General features: G+C 64.3%; 14 protein-coding genes. 9 read left to right on the plus strand and 5 right to left on the minus strand.

Translation table 11 applies throughout. From position 1 onward, the window contains the following. Positions 1-108: 108 nt before the first annotated feature. Positions 109-1,749 (minus strand): OFA family MFS transporter, encoded by a 1,641-nt coding sequence (locus ACHAC9_RS03905; protein WP_435757345.1) that lies wholly within the window; start codon positions 1,747-1,749, stop codon positions 109-111. 121 nt (positions 1,750-1,870) lie between these two features. Between ACHAC9_RS03905 and ACHAC9_RS03910 the strand changes: the two genes are divergently transcribed. The 4 genes from ACHAC9_RS03910 to ACHAC9_RS03925 all read left to right on the plus strand — a co-directional run bounded on the left by ACHAC9_RS03910 (position 1,871) and on the right by ACHAC9_RS03925 (position 5,445). Then, positions 1,871-2,935 (plus strand): substrate-binding domain-containing protein, encoded by a 1,065-nt coding sequence (locus ACHAC9_RS03910; protein WP_435757347.1) that lies wholly within the window; start codon positions 1,871-1,873, stop codon positions 2,933-2,935. Between the two features lie 176 nt (positions 2,936-3,111). Then, positions 3,112-3,669 carry a PAAR domain-containing protein gene (locus ACHAC9_RS03915; RefSeq protein ID WP_435757349.1) on the plus strand — a complete coding sequence of 186 codons (558 nt, stop codon included), beginning with the start codon at positions 3,112-3,114 and terminating at the stop codon, positions 3,667-3,669. Between the two features lie 10 nt (positions 3,670-3,679). Next, positions 3,680-4,753, plus strand: a complete 1,074-nt coding sequence (locus tag ACHAC9_RS03920; RefSeq protein WP_435757351.1) for a DUF2515 family protein — start codon at positions 3,680-3,682, stop codon at positions 4,751-4,753. Continuing rightward, positions 4,750-5,445, plus strand: coding sequence for a hypothetical protein (locus ACHAC9_RS03925; RefSeq protein WP_435757353.1), 696 nt, complete (start codon positions 4,750-4,752; stop codon positions 5,443-5,445). The genes ACHAC9_RS03920 and ACHAC9_RS03925 overlap by 4 nt, the downstream gene beginning before the upstream one ends. 14 nt (positions 5,446-5,459) lie before the next feature. Here the strand turns inward: ACHAC9_RS03925 and ACHAC9_RS03930 are convergent, their stop codons facing one another. Continuing rightward, positions 5,460-5,834, minus strand: a complete 375-nt coding sequence (locus ACHAC9_RS03930; protein ID WP_435757355.1) for a hypothetical protein — start codon at positions 5,832-5,834, stop codon at positions 5,460-5,462. A 106-nt stretch (positions 5,835-5,940) separates the two neighbouring features. On the opposite strand from ACHAC9_RS03930, the gene ACHAC9_RS03935 reads away from it, so the two are divergent. Continuing rightward, a complete protein-coding gene (locus tag ACHAC9_RS03935) occupies positions 5,941-8,202 on the plus strand; it encodes a family 1 glycosylhydrolase (protein WP_435757357.1) in 2,262 nt (753 codons plus the stop codon). Positions 8,203-8,286: 84 nt separating this feature from the next. On the opposite strand, the gene waaF is transcribed toward ACHAC9_RS03935, so the two are convergent. Further along, positions 8,287-9,312 (minus strand): lipopolysaccharide heptosyltransferase II, encoded by a 1,026-nt coding sequence (waaF, locus tag ACHAC9_RS03940; protein WP_435757359.1) that lies wholly within the window; start codon positions 9,310-9,312, stop codon positions 8,287-8,289. Continuing rightward, a complete protein-coding gene (gene msbA, locus ACHAC9_RS03945) occupies positions 9,309-11,039 on the minus strand; it encodes a lipid A export permease/ATP-binding protein MsbA (RefSeq protein WP_435757361.1) in 1,731 nt (576 codons plus the stop codon). Before msbA ends, waaF begins: the two co-directional genes overlap by 4 nt. Before the next feature lie 223 nt (positions 11,040-11,262). Between msbA and ACHAC9_RS03950 the strand changes: the two genes are divergently transcribed. The 3 genes from ACHAC9_RS03950 (at position 11,263) to ACHAC9_RS03960 (ending at position 14,123) form a co-directional block, all read left to right on the plus strand. Beyond that, a complete protein-coding gene (locus tag ACHAC9_RS03950; protein ID WP_435757363.1) occupies positions 11,263-12,537 on the plus strand; it encodes an O-antigen ligase family protein in 1,275 nt (424 codons plus the stop codon). Positions 12,538-12,565: 28 nt separating this feature from the next. Next, positions 12,566-13,429: a glycosyltransferase family 2 protein gene (locus ACHAC9_RS03955; protein ID WP_435757365.1), complete on the plus strand. Its 864-nt coding sequence runs from the start codon at positions 12,566-12,568 to the stop codon at positions 13,427-13,429. A 67-nt stretch (positions 13,430-13,496) separates the two neighbouring features. Continuing rightward, positions 13,497-14,123 carry an NAD(P)H-binding protein gene (locus ACHAC9_RS03960; RefSeq protein ID WP_435757367.1) on the plus strand — a complete coding sequence of 209 codons (627 nt, stop codon included), beginning with the start codon at positions 13,497-13,499 and terminating at the stop codon, positions 14,121-14,123. A gap of 15 nt (positions 14,124-14,138) precedes the next feature. Here ACHAC9_RS03960 and dnaE read toward each other — a convergent pair whose 3' ends face one another. After that, on the minus strand, positions 14,139-17,636 hold the full coding sequence (dnaE, locus tag ACHAC9_RS03965) for a DNA polymerase III subunit alpha (protein WP_435757369.1): 3,498 nt from the start codon (positions 17,634-17,636) through the stop codon (positions 14,139-14,141). Positions 17,637-17,748: 112 nt separating this feature from the next. Here dnaE and ACHAC9_RS03970 point away from each other — a divergent pair, with 112 nt between their 5' ends. After that, positions 17,749-18,597 (plus strand): sulfurtransferase, encoded by an 849-nt coding sequence (locus ACHAC9_RS03970; protein WP_435757371.1) that lies wholly within the window; start codon positions 17,749-17,751, stop codon positions 18,595-18,597. The last annotated feature ends 12 nt before the right edge of the window (positions 18,598-18,609 follow it).

Raw genomic sequence — 18,609 nt, forward strand, 5'->3', positions numbered from 1 at the left:
TGGTGTCCCGGTATTCTGTGTTACGTTGGTTTGTTGATGCGGTGCGGTGTTTTAACGGATGTACCGCGTGGGCACTCGTGCCCACGCGGTACGAACTGCGAACAGCGATTACTTGAACAGCGCCGACGCCTTCTGCAGCGTCACCCAGATGCCGAACATCAGCGGGATGCCGACCGCCAGCCAGGCGAAAGCGGTCAACATCGGGCTGGTGGCGACGCCGCCGTTGCTGCCGCCGGCGCGGGTGCCGGTCATGGTGCTGATGTCGCGTTCATGCGCCAGCTTCTTCTCGGCCGCCAGTTCGGCGTCGGTCATGAAGTGCTTGTCGGCAAGCGGACGGATCATCGTGTTGAGCAGCACGCCCAGCAGCACCAGGCCGGCCAGCACGTACATCGTCACGTCATACGCTTGCGCCTTCGGCACGCCATTGGCGATCTGGTACTCGCGAATGTAGTTGATCAGGAGCGGACCGGCGACACCGGCGACAGCCCAGGCCGTCAGCAGGCGGCCGTGGATCGCGCCGACCATTTGCGTACCGAACAGGTCGGCCAGGTAAGCAGGCACGGTGGCGAAGCCGCCGCCATACATCGACAGGATGACGCAGGCGCAGGCGACGAACAGGGCCAGCTGGCCGGCTGCTGCCAGCGACGGGATCGATACATACAGAATAAACCCGAGGATCAGGAAAATGAAGTAGGTTGCCTTGCGGCCGATGTAGTCGGAGCACGATGCCCACACGAAGCGCCCGCCGATGTTAAACAGCGACAACAGACCGGTGAAGCCGGCAGCAATCGCAGCGATCTGGCCTTTCTGGGCCGCATCGAGGTCGTTAATGCCGAGGTCGACGCCGATCAGACGGCCACCGAACATTTCCTGCAGCAGTGGCGAGGCCATGCCCAGGATGCCGATACCAGCCGAGACGTTCAGGAACAGCACGCCCCAGATCAGCCAGAACTGGGGAATGCCCCAGACACGGCTGGCGTGCACGTGCTTCGCGGTGATCATCGTGTTGGCCGACTTGGCAGGCGGGGTCCAGCCTTCCGGCTTCCAGCCGGTGGCAGGGACGCGGTAGGTCAGCGCACCGGCGACCATGAAGACGAAGTAGATCGCGGCCAGGACCAGGAAAGTTTCCCAGACGCCGACCGAGTTGGCGGTGGCGAAGTGCTTCATCAGCTTGTCGGCCAGCGGGGCGCCGATCACGGCGCCGCCGCCGAAGCCCATGATGGCCATGCCGGTCGCCATGCCGCGGCGGTCCGGGAACCATTTGATCAGGGTCGAGACTGGCGAGATATAACCCAGGCCCAGTCCGATACCGCCGATGACGCCGGAACCGAGCCACATCAGCCAGATCTGGTGGGTGTAGATGCCGAAGGCCGAAATCACCAGGCCGCCGCACCAGCACACCGCCGAGACGATACCGGCCTTGCGCGGACCGGCGTGTTCGAGCCAGCCGCCGAACAGCCAGGCGGCCAGGCCCAGGAAGACGAAGAAGAGCGTATACATCCAGCCCAGCATCGAGATTTTCCAGTCGCAGCTGGTCGAGAAGATCTGGGCCATGAAGCCCATGTCGGCGGAGCAGGCCAGCGATTCCGTGATACCGATTGCCTTCGACAGCGGCAGCCAAAACACCGAGAAGCCATAGGCCATGCCGATGCATAGGTGAATTGCGAGCGCAGCGGGCGGTACCAGCCAGCGGTTGAAGCCCGGCCCCGCGATCGTGCGCTCCTTACTGAGAAAATCAAACAAACCCATGTGTCCCCTCCGGTATTTTAGTTTCTGAATATGCTTTTTACAGCATATCTATCAGGCATTTTTTATTGCCTTCGGAGGGTATCATGATGTTTTTTGCATAGAAATAGGCTATTTTAAGCATATGCTCAAAGTTCACATTCGCCCACACTGGGAAATCAGCGTCAAGGGAGAGAAGCCGCTCGACACGGCTGACCTGCTTGGACTGCTGTTGTCGATCCAGGATACAGGCTCGATCGCCCAGGCCGCGAAAAGCGTCGGCCTGTCTTACCGCTATGCGTGGGGCCTGCTGCGCGCGGCCGAAACCCTGTTCGAGGAACAACTGCTGCAGACCGGACGCGGACGCGGCACGACGCTCACGCCGCTGGCCCAGAAGCTGGTCTGGGCCGACCGCCGGATTGCCGCACGCCTGTCGCCGACGCTGCACAGCCTGGCCTCGGAACTGGAAGGCGAACTCGGGCGCATGGCCGTCAACAAGATCCGCACCCTGCGCATGGACGCCAGCCATGGCTTCGCCGTGGCGGCGCTGATCAACCGCATCGACCGCGACACCATGCCGCTCGACCTGCGCTACCGCACCAGTACCGATGCCGTGGCGGCGCTGGCGCGGCGCGAGTGCGACTTGGCAGGATTTCACATTCCGCTTGGCCGCTTCGAGGCGGCAACCGTTGCCTGGTACCTGCGCTGGCTCGATCCGAACCAGCATTGCCTGGTCCGCGTGGCCGGCCGCCAGCAGGGCCTGATCACGGCGCGCGGCAACCCGCTCGGCCTGTGCGGCCTGGCCGACCTGGCGCGTCCGGAAGTGCGCTTCGTGAACCGCCAGGCCGGCTCCGGCACGCACATGCTGCTCGAGATGATGCTGGCAGCGGACGGCCCGCCGCTGGAATCGATCAACGGCTACAACAGCGCCGAGTTCACCCATTCGGCGGTGGCCGCCTACATCGCCAGCGGCATGGCCGACGCCGGCATCGGCATGCGCGCCGCGGCCGCCCAGTTCAAACTCGATTTCCTGCCGCTGGTGCGCGAAGATTATTATTTCGCGTTGCGCATCGATGCCGTCGACGAGCCGCCCATGCAGCAGCTGCTGACCCTGATGCGCGACCCGTCCTACCACCGCCTGGTGGCCGCCCTGCCCGGCTACGACGCCACCGGCACGGGGGAATTGGTCTCGATCGCGGACGCGTTTTAGTCGCGGGCGTAAGCCGCGCGCAGCGCAAGTGTCGTTTCCGCGCATCCTCGCTGTGCGGGGCGCAGGCGTTATCCCTTCACGTTCGTCATGCCACTGCTGCGCTTCCTCAACTGAGCAGCCTCGTCCGTCGCTAGATTGGAGTCTTTGCCTGAACGGGCAGGACTGACGGGGACACCATGATCGACAGATATTTCATCACGCTCGGCGCGCCGACCACGGCCGGCGGCAAGGTTACGTCGGGCAGCCGCTTCAGGACGATCAACGGAGTGCCGGTGGCGCTGGCCGGCGACACCTGCTGGTGCCCCGCCTGCTTTGCGGAAGGCGTCATTGTGCCCGACGGGCCGCGCCTGGACGAGACGGTCGACGGCCGCCTGCTCGCCCTGCACGACGACCTGTGCGTCTGCACATGCAGTCCGCCGCCACGCCTGGTCGCGGCGCAAAACGTCATGTGCCAGTCGGTCGACAGCGAATGGTATGCCGGCAAAGTGGCCGCCGCAGCCGAGACGGCAGCGCTCGCCAACGCGGCCGCGATGGATGCCCAGGAGGCCGACCGGCTTCCCCTCGTGCTGCTCGATCCGGACACGCTCGAACCATTGGGAACCGGTGCCTACCGGCTCGACCTGCCGGACGGGCCGCTCGAAGACATGCTCGACGACAAGGGGCGAACCGAGCCGCTCGCCGCCGCGCAGCGGACCGGCGCCGTGCGCTGGCAGGTGGACGACGCCGTCACCTGAGGAGCGCCCGATGCTGGCCCCTTATGTACCCGGAGCGCCGAATCCCTGGTTCGCGAAGCACAAATACCACGGCATCCCGGTCAACCGGAACATCACACCGATTCGGGAATGCAAGCTGCACCACTGCGTCGGCCCGGCTGCGACCGTGGAAAAAGCCATCGGCGTTCCCATCCTCACGCCCGAACACCTGTGGGGCACTTTCCAGGCGGAGGCCGAACATATCCTCATGGTGAACGGCAGTCTCGAAGGCAACGATCGGGAACGCAACAAGCGTATCAATGCGGCGTACGCGAAGTTATGGCTGGCCGATCACCGTTTCCAGTGGGCGGGGCTGGCGGCTTTTGCGTCGAAGCAGGTGGGGTGCGGCTTGCTGCACTCGGCGGAGACGATCGAAAAGAACCGGAGCCAACGGGAATTCTTGCAGCGGTCGATTGCAAGCGCCATGCCGGGGTTCGAGGCGGCAGTTGGCATGCAGGCGGCTACCGAGGCCGGCGCGGCCTACATGGTCAAGAAGCTGGGTTTCGGGAATGCGCATCTGTTTTTGGATATTTATCCGCTGCACAGGTTTTTTATGGAGCGGGGGTGGAAGGAGTTCAGTGCTTATCTGGACAAGAGACATAGCGAGAAACACTCGGTGCACTGGGCGGTTAACAGGAACAAGCTACGGTTTGGAACACCTTTTGTAGAGATTCGTGACGCGTTTGACCTGATCGAGCAAGGGAACTTGGCTGACAGCGTTGAAAAGCTGGCTCAGCATGAGCAGGTGAACATTCTTCAAAAGATCATGTATGACGACGAAGTGCTGCGCAAGTTGCTTGCCATGAACCAGTACGCGTGGGCGACTAGATTTCCATCGGGTGCCTATGAGGAGATACAGCTGACTCTGTCGGCCCAGTGCCAAGCCAAGACTGGCTTCACCTCCTGGTTCTCCCGGGACAAGGGCGCGAAGCTTTGGTTGGCTGCAGAGCGCATGCTATTCGTGAACCAGGCCGCAAGACAATTCAACCAGCTCCTCAACAGTCCCGAGCGGCCTCGCGTGGAGGAATCGATCCGTGCGATTGCCGCCGGAGGAGGTATCAAATGAGAGACCGACACTTTCTCCTTGCCATCTTGGCGGGCTGCGTCTTAGTAGTTGTTTGGGGGAGCTTGCGAACACCTGAGCCAACCATTCTATCGTTTCGGCCTGGCCAAACCTTCGAGGGGGTAGTCAAGGATTCAACCTTCCCGGTCCTGGAGAAGTCAAACGTCCCCGACCCCGAGACCGGCTGGGGAGGGACCTGGGTGACGGAGCCGGCAGTCATCATTCGCCTCAACGATTCCGAACATGGGTTCACCTTGCCGCTGACAAAGTTTGCGGCACTGAGTTATCAGCGGAACGTCGCCTCCACGTTGGCAACCTCGCCCATGCTCGACACGCTGCCCTTCGACGAGTCCGTCGCCATCCTTGAACACTTGCAAACCCAGTTCAAGACTGGCGGCTGGGAACCATGGGCCGACAACGACAGCACCTGGTTCGACCTGACGGTTGAGGGCAAGAAGCGGCTGTATGCCCGGATGTTCGAGCCGGGCTACGCCCAGGAGACGAGCCTACGCGTTCCCAATCTGTACGGTATGGTCTTTCGGATTAAGTGCACCGAAGGCTGCTGGAAGCGTGAACCGCCCTATCGATTCCTCATCGACGTGGGTATCGGTCGCGATGTTTTCGGATCGAAACTGGGAGACCCGATGCTCTGGGAACCGTCCCATCCAGCGGCAAGTCGCAAAGGCATGAAATGAAGGCACGCCCTGCTTCACCGCCGCCGCTTCTTCCAGTCGTAATCCGCCCCCGTCACATCCACCCCCGGATGCCCAACTGACTCCGGGTGTTCGGAACACATCGTGATGAAGCGGATTCCCTCGCCGCCGCGCTGGCGGCGCCGCAAGTCTTCCATGAAGCCCATCGCCTTCACCATTTCCTCGGTGCCGAAACCCTGCGCGTGCGGACGGTCATCCGTTTCCTCAATTATTGTCCAATACACCATATACATACACTGCTCCACGAAGTCATTTGAAGGAATTGCCGAAAAGGCAACAATGCGGTAATTCTGCCCGACCAAAGCAAACAGAAGTGCGCGATTTCGCTGAAGATAGCAGATATTTAGCAGAGGAAATGGATAAGAAGACAAAAAGTAGGACTAGTCCGAAATGTCCCCTATATGTTAGCCGATTCACATAACAGGCCGCGCCGGGCCGTTAGGCTAGGGCCTGTCTCATAAATAGCGGGTATGTCTCATGAAAATCGACAACAAGATCCAGCCAGTTACCGCACCCGAGCTGGCGCTTTGGGGTGGACTCGAATGCACGGTGAACCGTGTAGGTGACAGTTATTTTAGTCAAATGGACCGCAATGGCCACGCCGAGCGCGTGGAGGATATCGAGCGCTTCGCTTCGCTCGGCATCAAGGCAATCCGCTATCCGGTGCTATGGGAACGCACGGCGCCAAACGGCATCGAACAGGCCGACTGGTCCTGGTCGGACGCACGCCTGCCGGCGCTGCAGCGCCTGGGCGTGACGCCCATCGTCGGCCTGATCCACCATGGCAGCGGCCCTGAACATACCAGCCTGGTCGACCCGGCCTTCCCGGAAAAGCTCGCCGAGTACGCCGGCGCGGTAGCCCGGCGCTACCCGTGGGTCGCGTACTACACGCCTGTCAACGAACCCTTGACGACAGCGCGCTTCTCCGGTCTGGCCGGCGTCTGGTACCCGCACGGCAGGAGCCACACGATCTTCGTGCGCGCCCTGCTCAATCAGTGCCAGGCGACCGTGCTGTCGATGCGCGCGATCCGCGCCGTCAATCCGGATGCGCAACTGGTACAGACCGACGACCTGTCGAAGACCTATGGCACGCCCGAAATGGCATCGCTGGCGAATTTCTTCAACGAACGGCGCTGGCTGGCCTGGGACGTCCTGTGCGGGAAGGTCGACCCCGAGCACAAGCTGTGGACCTACCTGCTGGAATCGGGCGCCACGCCCGAGGAACTGCTCTGGTTCCGCGAGAACACCTGCACGCCCGATATCATCGGCGTCAATTATTACGCCACCAGCGAGCGCTGGCTCGACCACCGTACCGAACGCTATCCGAAGGACCGCGTCCACGACTACGACGGTTGCGTGCATGCCGACATCGAGACCCCGCGCGCCCTGGCCACGCCGACGCCCGGCATCGGGCCGCTGCTGCAGGAAACCTGGGACCGCTACGGCCTGCCGATCGCGGTCACCGAAGCCCACATCGACGCCAACCGCGAAGACCAGCTGCGCTGGCTGCTCGAGATCTGGAATGCCGCGCAAAAGACCAAAGCCGGCGGCGCCGATATTCGCGCCGTCACGGTCTGGTCACTGCTTGGCTCCTACGACTGGAATTGCCTGGTCACCGAATGCCGCGGCTATTACGAGCCGGGTCCGTTCGACGTGCGCGGGCCGACACCGCGTCCGACGGCAGTGGCGAACCTGATGCGCGAACTGGCCAGCGGCCGTCCGCTGTCGAATCCCGTGCTGCAAGGCGAGGGCTGGTGGCGCCGGCCGGGCCGCTTCCTGTGCAAACCGGTGGCCACGCGTACGGCGGTGGCCGACATCGCGGTGCGCAGCCAGTTCAAGTCGCACCATGTGCAGCCGATCCTGATCACGGGCGCCACCGGCACCCTCGGTTCGGCCTTTGCCCGCATCTGCGAAAAGCGCAACCTGGCGCACCATGTGCTGACGCGCCAGGAGATGGACATCACCGACCCGGCTTCGGTCGAAGCGGCGATTCAACGCTTCAAACCGTGGGCGATCATCAATGCCGGCGGCTATGTGCGGGTCGACGAGGCCGAAATCGATGTCGAAGGCTGCATGAACGGGAACACGCATGGCCCGACGGTGCTGGCCCTGGCCTGCATCCGCCACGCGCTGCGCTTCATGACCTTCTCGAGCGACCTGGTGTTCGACGGCGGCAAGGACACGCCGTATGTCGAATCCGACACGGTCGCGCCGCTGGGCGTGTACGGCCGTAGCAAGGCCGATTCGGAGCGCCGCGTGCTGGAAGCCGATCCGCAGGCACTCGTCATTCGCAGCAGCTCCTTCTTCGGCCCGTGGGACAAGCACAACTTCGTCACGCAAGCGCTGGCTGCCTTGAAAACCGGCCAGCCGTTCACGGCCTCGAACGACCTGGTGGTGACGCCGACCTATGTGCCGGACCTGGTCAACGTCAGCCTCGATCTCCTGATCGACCGCGAGCGCGGCGTCTGGCATCTATCGAACGGGGAAGCCGTGACCTGGGCCGAGCTGGCGCGCAAGGCCTGCGAGGTGGCCGGCGTCGATCCGCGCGCTTTGGAAGAGCGTCCGGCGGCGGAACTGGGCTATGTGGCGGTGCGTCCGCATTACTCGGCGCTGGGCAGCGAACGCGGCATGCTGTTGCCTTCGCTCGAGGACGCGCTGGCGCGTTATCTCAAAGCACTGGAGGAACACGCGGTCGACGATGGCGAGATGGTGGGGGAAGCGGCGCATTACGGGCGCTGATTGTTTGTTCGGCTGATCTGCCGCCGTACCGCGTGGGCTCTTGAGCCCACGCGGTTTTTTCGTGCCCAAAAACACCCGACCGTCCTACTTGGCCAGCATCGGCCCCAACTCTTTCCACACCATCGGCGCGTCCATCTTCTCCATGCAATCGTGATGCCCGAGCGGGCATTCGCGCTGGCGGCAGGGCGAGCATTCGATGCGCAGCGACAGCGCCCGCGCGATGTCGGAAAATGGCGGCGCGTGATCGGGGTCGGTCGGGCCGTACAGCGCAATCACCGGCCGGTTCAGGCTCGAGGCAATGTGCAGCAGCCCAGAATCGTTGGCCACCACCGCGCTGGCGCGGGCGATCAGGGCGATCGCTTCGTCAAGCTGCGTGCGGCCCGCAAGATTGAGCATCGAAGACGCCGCCGCGCCGGCACATGCCAGCACCTCGTCGCAGGTGTCGCGGTCCTTCGGCGAGCCAAGCAGCGCGATGTGCGCGCCGCCATGCTGCGCGACGATGGCCTGTGCCAGCGCGCCAAAGTGACGCGGCGGCCAGCGCTTGGCCTGGCCGAACTCGGCGCCGGGCGCGAACACGACCAGCGGCCTGTCGCCCTCCACGCCAAGCCGGGCGCAGGCGGCGGCGATGCGCTCGGGCGGCACCTGCAGGCGCGGGCGCGGCGCCGGCACCAGAGCCGCATTCGGCGCCAGCGCCAGCGCCGCATAGAAGGGCACCATCGGGCGCGGCGGCGCATCGTCGTGATGCATCACGTTGACCAGGCCATAGCGCATCTCGCCCTTGTAGCCGACCCGGCGCGGTATGCCGGCCAGCCAGGGAATCAGCGCATATTTCAGGGTATTCGGCAGGACGTAGGCATCGACGTAGCCGCGCGCACGCAGCACTTGCGCATACTTCCAGCGCTCGCGCAGCTGCAGCGCCTTGTGCCGGAACGGGGTTTCGAGAACGGTGTCGACCTCAAGCGCCGCGCGCCATACCGGCGCCACCGAGGGCGGCGCCAGCACATCGATCGGGCGCTGCGGATGCTGTGATTTCAAGCGCTGCAGCAGCGGCTGCGCCATCACCGCGTCGCCGATCCAGTTCGGCGAAATGACGAGGGTGCGCCCGGTCATTTTTCGACCGCCGTGGCCGCGAACTGCAGCCGGTACAGGTTGGCGTACATGCCGCCTTGCGCGAGCAGCACATCGTGCGTGCCCTGCTCGACGATGCGGCCCTGCTCCATCACCACGATGCGGTCGGCGCGCTCGATGGTCGACAGGCGGTGCGCGATGACGATCGTGGTGCGGCCCGCCATCAGGGTGTCGAGCGCGGCCTGCACGGCGCGTTCGGATTCGTTGTCGAGGGCGGACGTCGCTTCGTCGAGGATCAGAATCGGCGCATCCTTGTAGATCGCCCGTGCAATCGCCACGCGCTGGCGCTGGCCGCCCGAGAGGCGCATGCCGTTCTCGCCGATCATCGATTCGACGCCGTCCGGCAGGCGCGCTACCACGTCCGTCAGGTGCGCCGCCTTGACGGCCGCGGCCAGGCGCTCGTAGTCGATGCGCTCCACGCCATAGGCGATGTTCGCCGCCAGCGTGTCGTCGAACAGCACCACGTTCTGGCTCACCATCGCCAGCTGCGCGCGCAGGCTGACCAGGCTCAGCTCGGTGTAAGGCACGCCGTCGAGCAGGATGCGCCCCCCTTCGGGGTCGTAGAAGCGGGTGATCAGGTTGACGAAGGTCGACTTGCCGCCGCCCGAGATGCCGACCAGCGCCACCGTCTGGCCCGGCTGGATATCGAGCGTGACGTCTTGCAGCGCCGCATTTGGCGTGTTCGGATAGCGGAACAGCACGTTCTCGAAGCGCAGGTGGCCGGTGGCCTTGACCAGTTCGCGCGTGCCAGTGTCTTGCTCGACTGGCGAGTCGATCATCTCGAACACGGTTTCGGCGGCGGCGATCCCGCGCTGCATCGGGCCGTTTACTTCAGCCAGCGACTTCAAAGGCGTGAGCAGCATCAGCATCATGGTCACGAACTGGGTGAATTCGCCGACCGTCATGTTCGCGCGGATCGCCAGCACGATCACCAGCGACAGGGTCATCGAGGTGGCGATCTGGGTCACCGGCGCGGTGGCGGCAAAGGCCACCGTGCTGCGCTGGGAAAAGCCGCGCAGTGCCTCGCTGCGCGTATCGAAACGCTGGCGCTCGTAGCGTTCGCCCGAGAATACGCGGATCACCTGGTGCCCACGCGCCGCTTCCTCGACCACCTGGGTCATTTCGGCGGTCACGCGCTGGTTTTCGCGGTGCAGGTGGCGCAGGCGCTTGGTCGTGGTGCGCACGATGACGGCGGTCAGCGGCATCACCACGATGGCCACCAGCGTCAAGCGCCAGTTCAGGTAGAGCAGCGTGCCGAGCAGGCCGATCACCACCAGCGTGTCGCGCACAAAGGCAATGAACACGGAGTTGATCATGTCGACCACCTGGCGCACGTCGCCGATCACGGTGTTGATGATCTTGCCGGTCGACTCTTCATGGAAGCGCGCCACCGGCAGGCGCAGCAAGCGGTCGAACAGCTTCGCGCGCAAGTCGTTCAGCACCCGGCTGATGACCCAGTTGTTCAGGTAAGCGGTGGCAAAGGTGCCGATCCCGCGCAGGACGAAGATCGAGATCAGGACGCCCGGGATCAGCCACAAGGAAAATTCGACCTTGTTCTTGAAACCCTTGTCCAGCAACAGCTGCAAGGCCTTGCCCAGCAGCGGCTGGGTCGCGGCCGTGAGCGCCATCGCCAGCAGCGCCATGAAGGCGCGCGATCGATAAGGTTTGATGAACGCCCACAGGCGCTTGACGATGACACTGTTATCCAATTTGCTCTTCTCGCGGTGGCGCCGCGCCGTGCGGCGCCGCAGGTATCCAGCCCGCCCTTGAAGGACGGTCAACTCGCCATTTTCGCATACTCGGCCTCGGGCGCGACGGCGTGGGTTCGCCCGGATCGGCCAAGGATCGGCTAATTGCCTAAGGTACAATGCACGGGATTTTAACGGCGGACGCATCGAAGCATGGCCGTCGTTCGTTTCTACAAGGAAAAAGATGCAGTCCTGGTTTCCGCCCCTCGGCACTCCCCCCATCGAACCTACCGACCCTGCCGGCCTGATCGAACGGTCGGCCCGCCAGTTATTGCTGCTGGCGGTCTTCAGCGTGCCCTTCTCGACCGCGCTGACGAACGTGTTCGTCGGGCTGACGCTGATCGCCTTCGTCCTGGCGCTGGCGACGACGCCCGCGCTCGCGCGTCCGCTGCGTTCGCCGCCGGCATTGCTGGCGCTGGCGCTGCTGGGAATGATCCTGCTCGGCAGTACCTGGTCGATCGCCCCCGAGGAAGACCTGCAGAATGCGATACGCAAGTACGCCAAGCTGCTGGTGCTGCCGCTGGCCTTGTGCCTGTGCTGGCGCGCGCCCGCGCTGTCCGCACGCGCGCTGCGCTGGTCGCTGGCCGGCTGCGCGGTGCTGGCCACCTCGGTGTACCTGACGGTGCTCCATGCGATGCCGACATCGAGCCTTGGCTGGTGGCGCGTCGGCGACGCCAGCGACCCGTTTGTGTTCCGCAACCACATCACAATCGGCATCCTGTTGTCGTTCGCGGCCTGCGCCAGCTTCCTGGCCGCGACCTATGCACGCAGCACGCGCGCACGCGTCGTCGCCATCGCCTTAGGCTTCTATTTCGCCGTGCCCATCCTGATCGGTAACGGCCGTACCGGTTATGTCGGCCTGCTCGTCGGTGTGTTCGCACTGTACCTGCTGCGCGCCCGCGTGACCGTGCTGGGCACCGCGCTTGTCGCTGCCGCGATGTCGCTCGTGTTTACCGGCGCCTACCTGGTCTCGCCGAACTTCAAGGCCCGCACCGACGCGCTCGTGACGGAAGTGACGCAAAAGATCGAAGCCTCGCCGAACGGCGTGCGCATGAGCTATATGCGGGTCGGCGCGCAGGCGGTGGCCGAGCGCCCCCTGTTCGGCCATGGCACCGGCTCGTATGCGACCCTCTACCAGCCCGAGGCGCTGCGCATCTGGCACGGCATCCAGGACGTGCGGCACGTGCGCAACCAGCCCCACAGCGAGCCGCTGCTGCTGGCGGTGCAACTCGGCGTGGCGGGGGTAGCGCTGTACCTGGCCCTGCTCGTCTCGCTGGCCCGCGCCGCGCTCGCACGCCATGACATGGCGGCCGACTCGCTGGCGCTGTTGCTGGCGGTCTACGGCGTCACCTCGCTATTCAACAGCCTGCTGTGGGACCCGACCGAAGCCTACTGGTTCCTCCTGCTCGCAGGGGCGCTCTATGTACATTGCGCGGCGCGGCGCGGCACTGCACAATAGGCGCTCTTCCAGAGTGGCCGGCGCAGACATGAACAACAACACCCGTATTTCCCTCGTCATCGCAACCTACAACTGGCCGCAAGCCTTGCGCGCCTGTATCGAAGGGTGTTTCCGGCAGAGCGACCGCAATTTCGAGATCATCATCGCCGACGATGGCTCGGGGGAGCCGACCCGGGCGCTGGTGGAGGAGTTATGCGCGCGCGCGCCGGTACCGATGCGCCACGTCTGGCAGCCCGACGACGGCTTTCGCCTGGCCGAATCGCGTAACAACGGTATCCTGGCCGCGACCGGCGACTACATCGTCACGCTCGACGGCGACTGCGTGCCGCAGCACGACTTCATCGCGCGCCACCGTCAGCTGGCCGAACCCGGTTACATGGTCACCGGCAGCCGTATCCTGCTCAGCCCGGCCTTCAGCGCGCGCGTGCTGGGCGAGGGCATCGACTTGCAGTCGCTCAGCCTGGGCGAGAAGCTGCGCTATCGCTTCCAGGGTGGCCTGGGCAAGGCCGCCCAGCTGCTGATAAAACTGCCCGATGCCGGACGCCGGCGCCACCGCTTCAGCTTCCGCCGCATCAAGGGCTGCAACATGGCCTTCTGGCGCAGCGACCTGGAACGTGTCAACGGATTCGACGAGAGCTTCCGCGGCTGGGGCTACGAAGATTCGGACGCGGTCGCGCGTCTGTTTCACGCGGGCGTGATGCGCAAGGATGGCGCCTACGCGACCGAGGTGTTCCACCTGTGGCACAAGGAAGCCAAGCGCGACCAGGCCTCGAGCAACCAGCACATCGTGCTCGAGCGGATCGCGAACAGGACGACGCAGGCGGCGATCGGCCTGCGCGAGCACGGCCTCCACACGCTGCCCGTCGCGACGGACAAGCTGCCGGCTGCCTGAGCCTGGACCGGGCATGGACAACACGCACAGCCCGGCCCCCTCCTCCACCCGAACGTCGCGCCGGGCCTTGCTGGCCGGGGCGACCGGCCTGGTGGGGCAAGAGATCCTGCGCACCCTGCTGGCGGACGACACGGTGAGTGCGGTGCATGTGCTGGCGCGGCGTCCACTCCGGACGGCACACCCGAAGCTGACAGTGCACGTCGTCGATTTCACCGCCCTGCCCGCCCTGCCTGACATCGACGAGATGTATCTGGCACTCGGGACCACGATCAAGGTGGCCGGTAGCCAGGCGGCGTTTCGCGCGGTGGATGTCGATGCCAACCTGGCGCTCGCGCGGGCCGGCGTCAAGGCCGGCGCCAGGCGTCTGGGCCTGGTCAGCGCCATGGGCGCCGACACGCATTCGCGCGTGTTCTACAACCGGGTCAAGGGTGAACTCGAAGAAGCGGTGAAAGCACTGGGCTTCGAGGCCGTCGTGATCGCACGGCCATCGCTGTTGATCGGCGACCGCGGCGCGCTCGGGCAAGCGGCGCGTCCTGGCGAGCGCTTCGGTGCCCTGCTGGCAGGCGTACTGCGCCCGCTCATCCCCGTCCACTACCGGCCGATCACGGCCGTCGCCGTGGCGCGCGCCCTGCTCGCTCAGGTACCCCGGGCGCAGGGCGACATCATCTTGCGATCAGGGGCCATGCAGGGATGAATCGCGTCAAGCGACTCAATACTCCACCGCCACGTCCTTCGCCCCCAGCGTCATCTCGAGCGCGTACTTCAGCGCGTCCGACGGCGCCACCCGCCACTCGTCGCCCAGCTGCAGGATGCAGTCGACATTGGCCGGCTTGATGCGCAGGCTGACCGGCAGGCCGTCCGGGTGTTTATACGGCACCAGCACTTCGGCGATTTTTGCAGGACTCACCGTGCACGCCAGGTCCATCTCCAGCTTGTGGCCGTACTGGATGCGCGAGCTGGCCAGGTCGTACACCTTTTCCGCCGTGATGCGCAGGCCGCCGTTGAAGCGGTCTTCCGACACTTTACCGACCACCAGCAGGAATTCGTCTTCCTTGAACGCGTTGCGATTCGCCTCGAACACTTCGTTGTAAACCGTGACCTCGACCACGCCCGTCTTGTCGTCGAGCGCGACGATCAGGATCTTGCCGCGCTGGGTCATCTGGGTGCGTACGCCCGTGATCACGCCGCACAGCATGCGCGGCTCGCGCGACGGTTCCAGGTCTTGCAGGCGGGTGCGTGCGAAGCGCCGCACTTCCCCGGCATAGATGTCGAACATGTGGCCCGACAGGTAATAGCCGAGCGCGGTCTTCTCTTCCGACAGCTTCTGGCGGTCGGTCCAGGGCACGGCTTTCACGTATTCCGGCGGCGCGACCAGATCCGAATCATCGCCGCCGAACAGGCTGACCTGGTTCGCTGCCGCCGCCTCCTGCCCCGCCACTTCCATCGCGAAGGCGACCGAGGCGAGCAGGATGGCGCGGTCGACGCCGAAGCAGTCCATCCCGCCGGCGCGGATCAGGGACTCGATCGTGCGGCGGTTGATCTGCTTGCGGTCGACCCGCTTGCAGAAGTCGAACAAGTCCTTGAACTTGCCGCCTTCATTGCGCGCGGCGACGATTGCCTCGATCGCGCCCTGGCCGCAGCCTTTTACACCGCCCAGGCCATAGCGGATATTCGTGACCTGCTTGCCCGTGACCGATTTCGGCTCGCCTTCCGGTGTGAAGCGGAACTGCGATTCGTTCACATCCGGCGGCAGCAATGTGAGACGGCAGACATCGAGCGAGTCCTCGACCAGGATCTTGATCTTGTCGGTGTCTTCCATCGCCAGCGACATGTTCGCTGCCATGAAGGCGGCCGTGTGGTGCACCTTCAGGTAGGCCGTGTGATACGACAGCAGCGCATACGCCGCCGCGTGCGACTTGTTAAAACCGTAGCCCGCGAACTTTTCCATCAGGTCGAAGATCTCGTCGGCCTTTTCGGTCGACAGGCCATCCTTGGCGGCGCCGGCGCGGAAAATCTCGCGGTGCTCGGCCATCTCTTCGGCCTTCTTTTTACCCATCGCGCGGCGCAGCATGTCGGCGCCGCCCAGCGAATAGCCGCCGACGATCTGCGCCATCTGCATGACCTGCTCCTGGTAGACCATGATGCCGTAGGTCTCGGACAAAATCGACTCGGTGCGCGGATCGGGATAGTCGAACTTCTCGCCGTGCTTGCGCTTGCAGAAGTCGGGGATCAGGTCCATCGGGCCCGGACGGTACAAGGCGACCAGCGCGATGATGTCCTCGAAGCGGTCGGGACGCGCATCCTTGAGCATGCCCTGCATGCCGCGCGACTCGAGCTGGAAGATCGCGACCGTTTTCGCATCCGACAGCAGTTTATAGGACGGCCGGTCGTTCAGCGGCAGGGTTTCGAGATTGAATTCGGCATCCACGGGATCGAGCGCGCGGATGTAGTTCACCGCGCGATCGAGAATCGTCAGCGTGGTCAGACCCAAGAAGTCGAACTTGACCAGGCCCACGGCCTCGACGTCGTCCTTGTCGTACTGCGAGACCACACCGGTGTCGCCGCTCTGGGAGTACAAGGGGCAGAAGTCGGTCAGTTTGCCCGGCGCGATCAGCACGCCGCCCGCGTGCATGCCGATGTTGCGGGTGATGCCCTCGACCTGCTGGGCGAGCTCGAGCAGCTGCTTGACCTCTTCCTCGTTCTCCAGGCGTTCTTTCAGGAGCGGCTCTTCTTCGATCGCTTCGGCGATCGAGACTGGCTTACCCGGCTTGAACGGAATCAGTTTCGAGATGCCGTCGCAGAAGTTGTAGCCGAAATCGAGCACCCGGCCGACGTCGCGGATTGCGCCCTTGGCCGCCATGGTGCCGAAGGTGGCGATCTGCGAGACCGCATCGCGGCCGTACAGGTCTTTCACGTGCTGGATCACGCGGTCGCGGTTTTCCTGGCAAAAGTCGATGTCGAAGTCGGGCATCGAGACGCGTTCAGGATTCAGGAAGCGCTCGAACAGCAGGTTGTACTTCAGCGGATCGAGGTCGGTAATGAGCAGGCAGTAGGCCACCAGCGAACCCGCGCCCGAGCCGCGGCCCGGCCCCACCGGCACGCCGTTGTCCTTGGCCCACTGGATGAATTCGGCCACGATCAGGAAGTAGCCCGGAAACTTCATCTTGTTGATGGTATCGGTCTCGAACTTCAGGCGCTCTTCGTAACGCGGGCGCGCTTCCTCGCGCTTGACCGGGTCCGGGTACAGGTGTTCGAGGCGCTTGACCAGGCCTTTTTGCGACTCCGCCACGAGGAATTCGTCGATCGTCATGCCTGCGGGCGTCGGGAAGTCCGGCAGCTGCGGTTTGCCGAGCGTGAGCACGACGTTGCAGCGCTTGGCGATTTCGACCGAATTGGCGAGCGCGCCCGGCAGGTCGGCGAACATCGCCGCCATCTCGGCCTGCGTCTTAAAACACATCTCTTCGTTGAAGCGGCGCACGCGCTTGGCGTTGGCCAGCATCTCGCCTTCGGCGATACAGGTGCGCGCTTCGTGGGCGATGAATTCATCCTTGCTGATGAACTGCACCGGATGCGTCGCCACCACCGGCAGCCCGAGGCGCCCGGCCAGCGCCACCGAATGGCGCACTGCCTGCTCCTGGTTACTGGCACCGGCGCGCTGGATCTCGATATAGAAGTGGCCCGGGAAGATGCGCGCCCAACGCGCGGCATTGCGTTCGGCGCGCTCGATGTCGCCATTGTCGATGGCCTGGCCGACGTCGCCGAAACAGGCGCCCGACAGCACGATCAGGCCGTTCGCCTGGTCGGCGTCCGGCTCCAGCGTCGAGCTCGATGCGGCCAATGCTTCGAGCCATTCAACCCGCAGCTCGGCACGGCCCTTGTACTGGTTGGTGAGCCAGGCGCGCGACAGCAGGTCGCACAATTGCAGGTAGCCCGTGTGATTTTTTGCCAGGATCAGGAGGCGCGACGGCTTCTCGCGGTTGTCGTCGTTGGTGATCCAGGCGTCGACACCGATGATCGGCTTGATCCCCTTGCCGCGCGCCGCCTTGTAGAAGCGCACCATGCAAAACATGTTGGCCAGGTCGGTGACGGCCAGGGCCGGTTGCTTGTCCTTGGCGGCAACGCCGACCAGGTCGTCGATGCGGACCAGGCCGTCCACGATCGAGTATTCGGAGTGGACGCGCAGGTGGGTGAAGGTCGGGGATGTCATGGCCGTATTTTACCTTGCCGGAGCGGCCGCGGCCTCGGTTGCAATTTTGCAACGGCGCAATGAGACAGCCGCCTGCACTATAATGTCGGCCTGTCTTTTGCACTGTGCCGCCATGTCCCCTGCTAGCCCCCACATCAATATCGCTGCTTATAAATTCATCACGCTCGACGACCTCGACGCGTTGCGCGCCCAATACGCGGCGCTGTGCAACGAGCTGGGCCTGAAGGGTACTGTCCTGCTGACGCCGGAAGGCATCAACATGTTCGTCTCCGGCCCGCGCGCGCAGATCGACCAGTACCTGGCCTGGGTGCGGGGCGACGTGCGCCTGGCCGATCTCGAGGTCAAGGAAAGCCTGTCGGGCGAGCAGTCGCACAAGCGCATGCTGGTGAAGATCAAGAAAGAGATCATCACGATGCGCATGCCGCTGATCAGGCCCGAACTGGGCCGCGCACCGGCAGTCGACGCCAAGACCCTGAAACGCTGGCTTGACCAGGGCGTTGACGACGCCGGCAAGCCGGTGGTGATGGTCGACACCCGCAACGATTTCGAAGTCGACGTCGGCACGTTTACGAATACCGTCGACTACCGGATCAAGAAATTCACGGAATTCCCGGAAGTGATCGCCGCCCACAAGGACGATTTCGCCGGCAAGACCGTGGTCACTTTCTGCACCGGCGGCATCCGCTGCGAAAAGGCGGCGATCCATATGCAGGAAACCGGCTACGACAACGTGTATCAGCTCGAAGGGGGCATCCTCAAGTATTTCGAGGAAGTCGGCGGCGCGCATTACACGGGCGACTGCTTCGTGTTCGACTACCGCACCGCCCTCAATCCGAAGCTCGAGCCGACCGAGACCGTGCAGTGCTTCGCCTGCCGCGCGGTGGTGACGCCGAGGCAGCAACTGGCGCCGGAATATGTGTATGAGATGTCGTGTCCGCATTGCGCCGGCAAGGCGGCCTGAGACCGCGCTGCC

The sequence above is a fragment of the Massilia sp. CMS3.1 genome (assembly GCF_051262535.1).
In the GTDB taxonomy this organism is placed as follows: domain Bacteria; phylum Pseudomonadota; class Gammaproteobacteria; order Burkholderiales; family Burkholderiaceae_D; genus Telluria.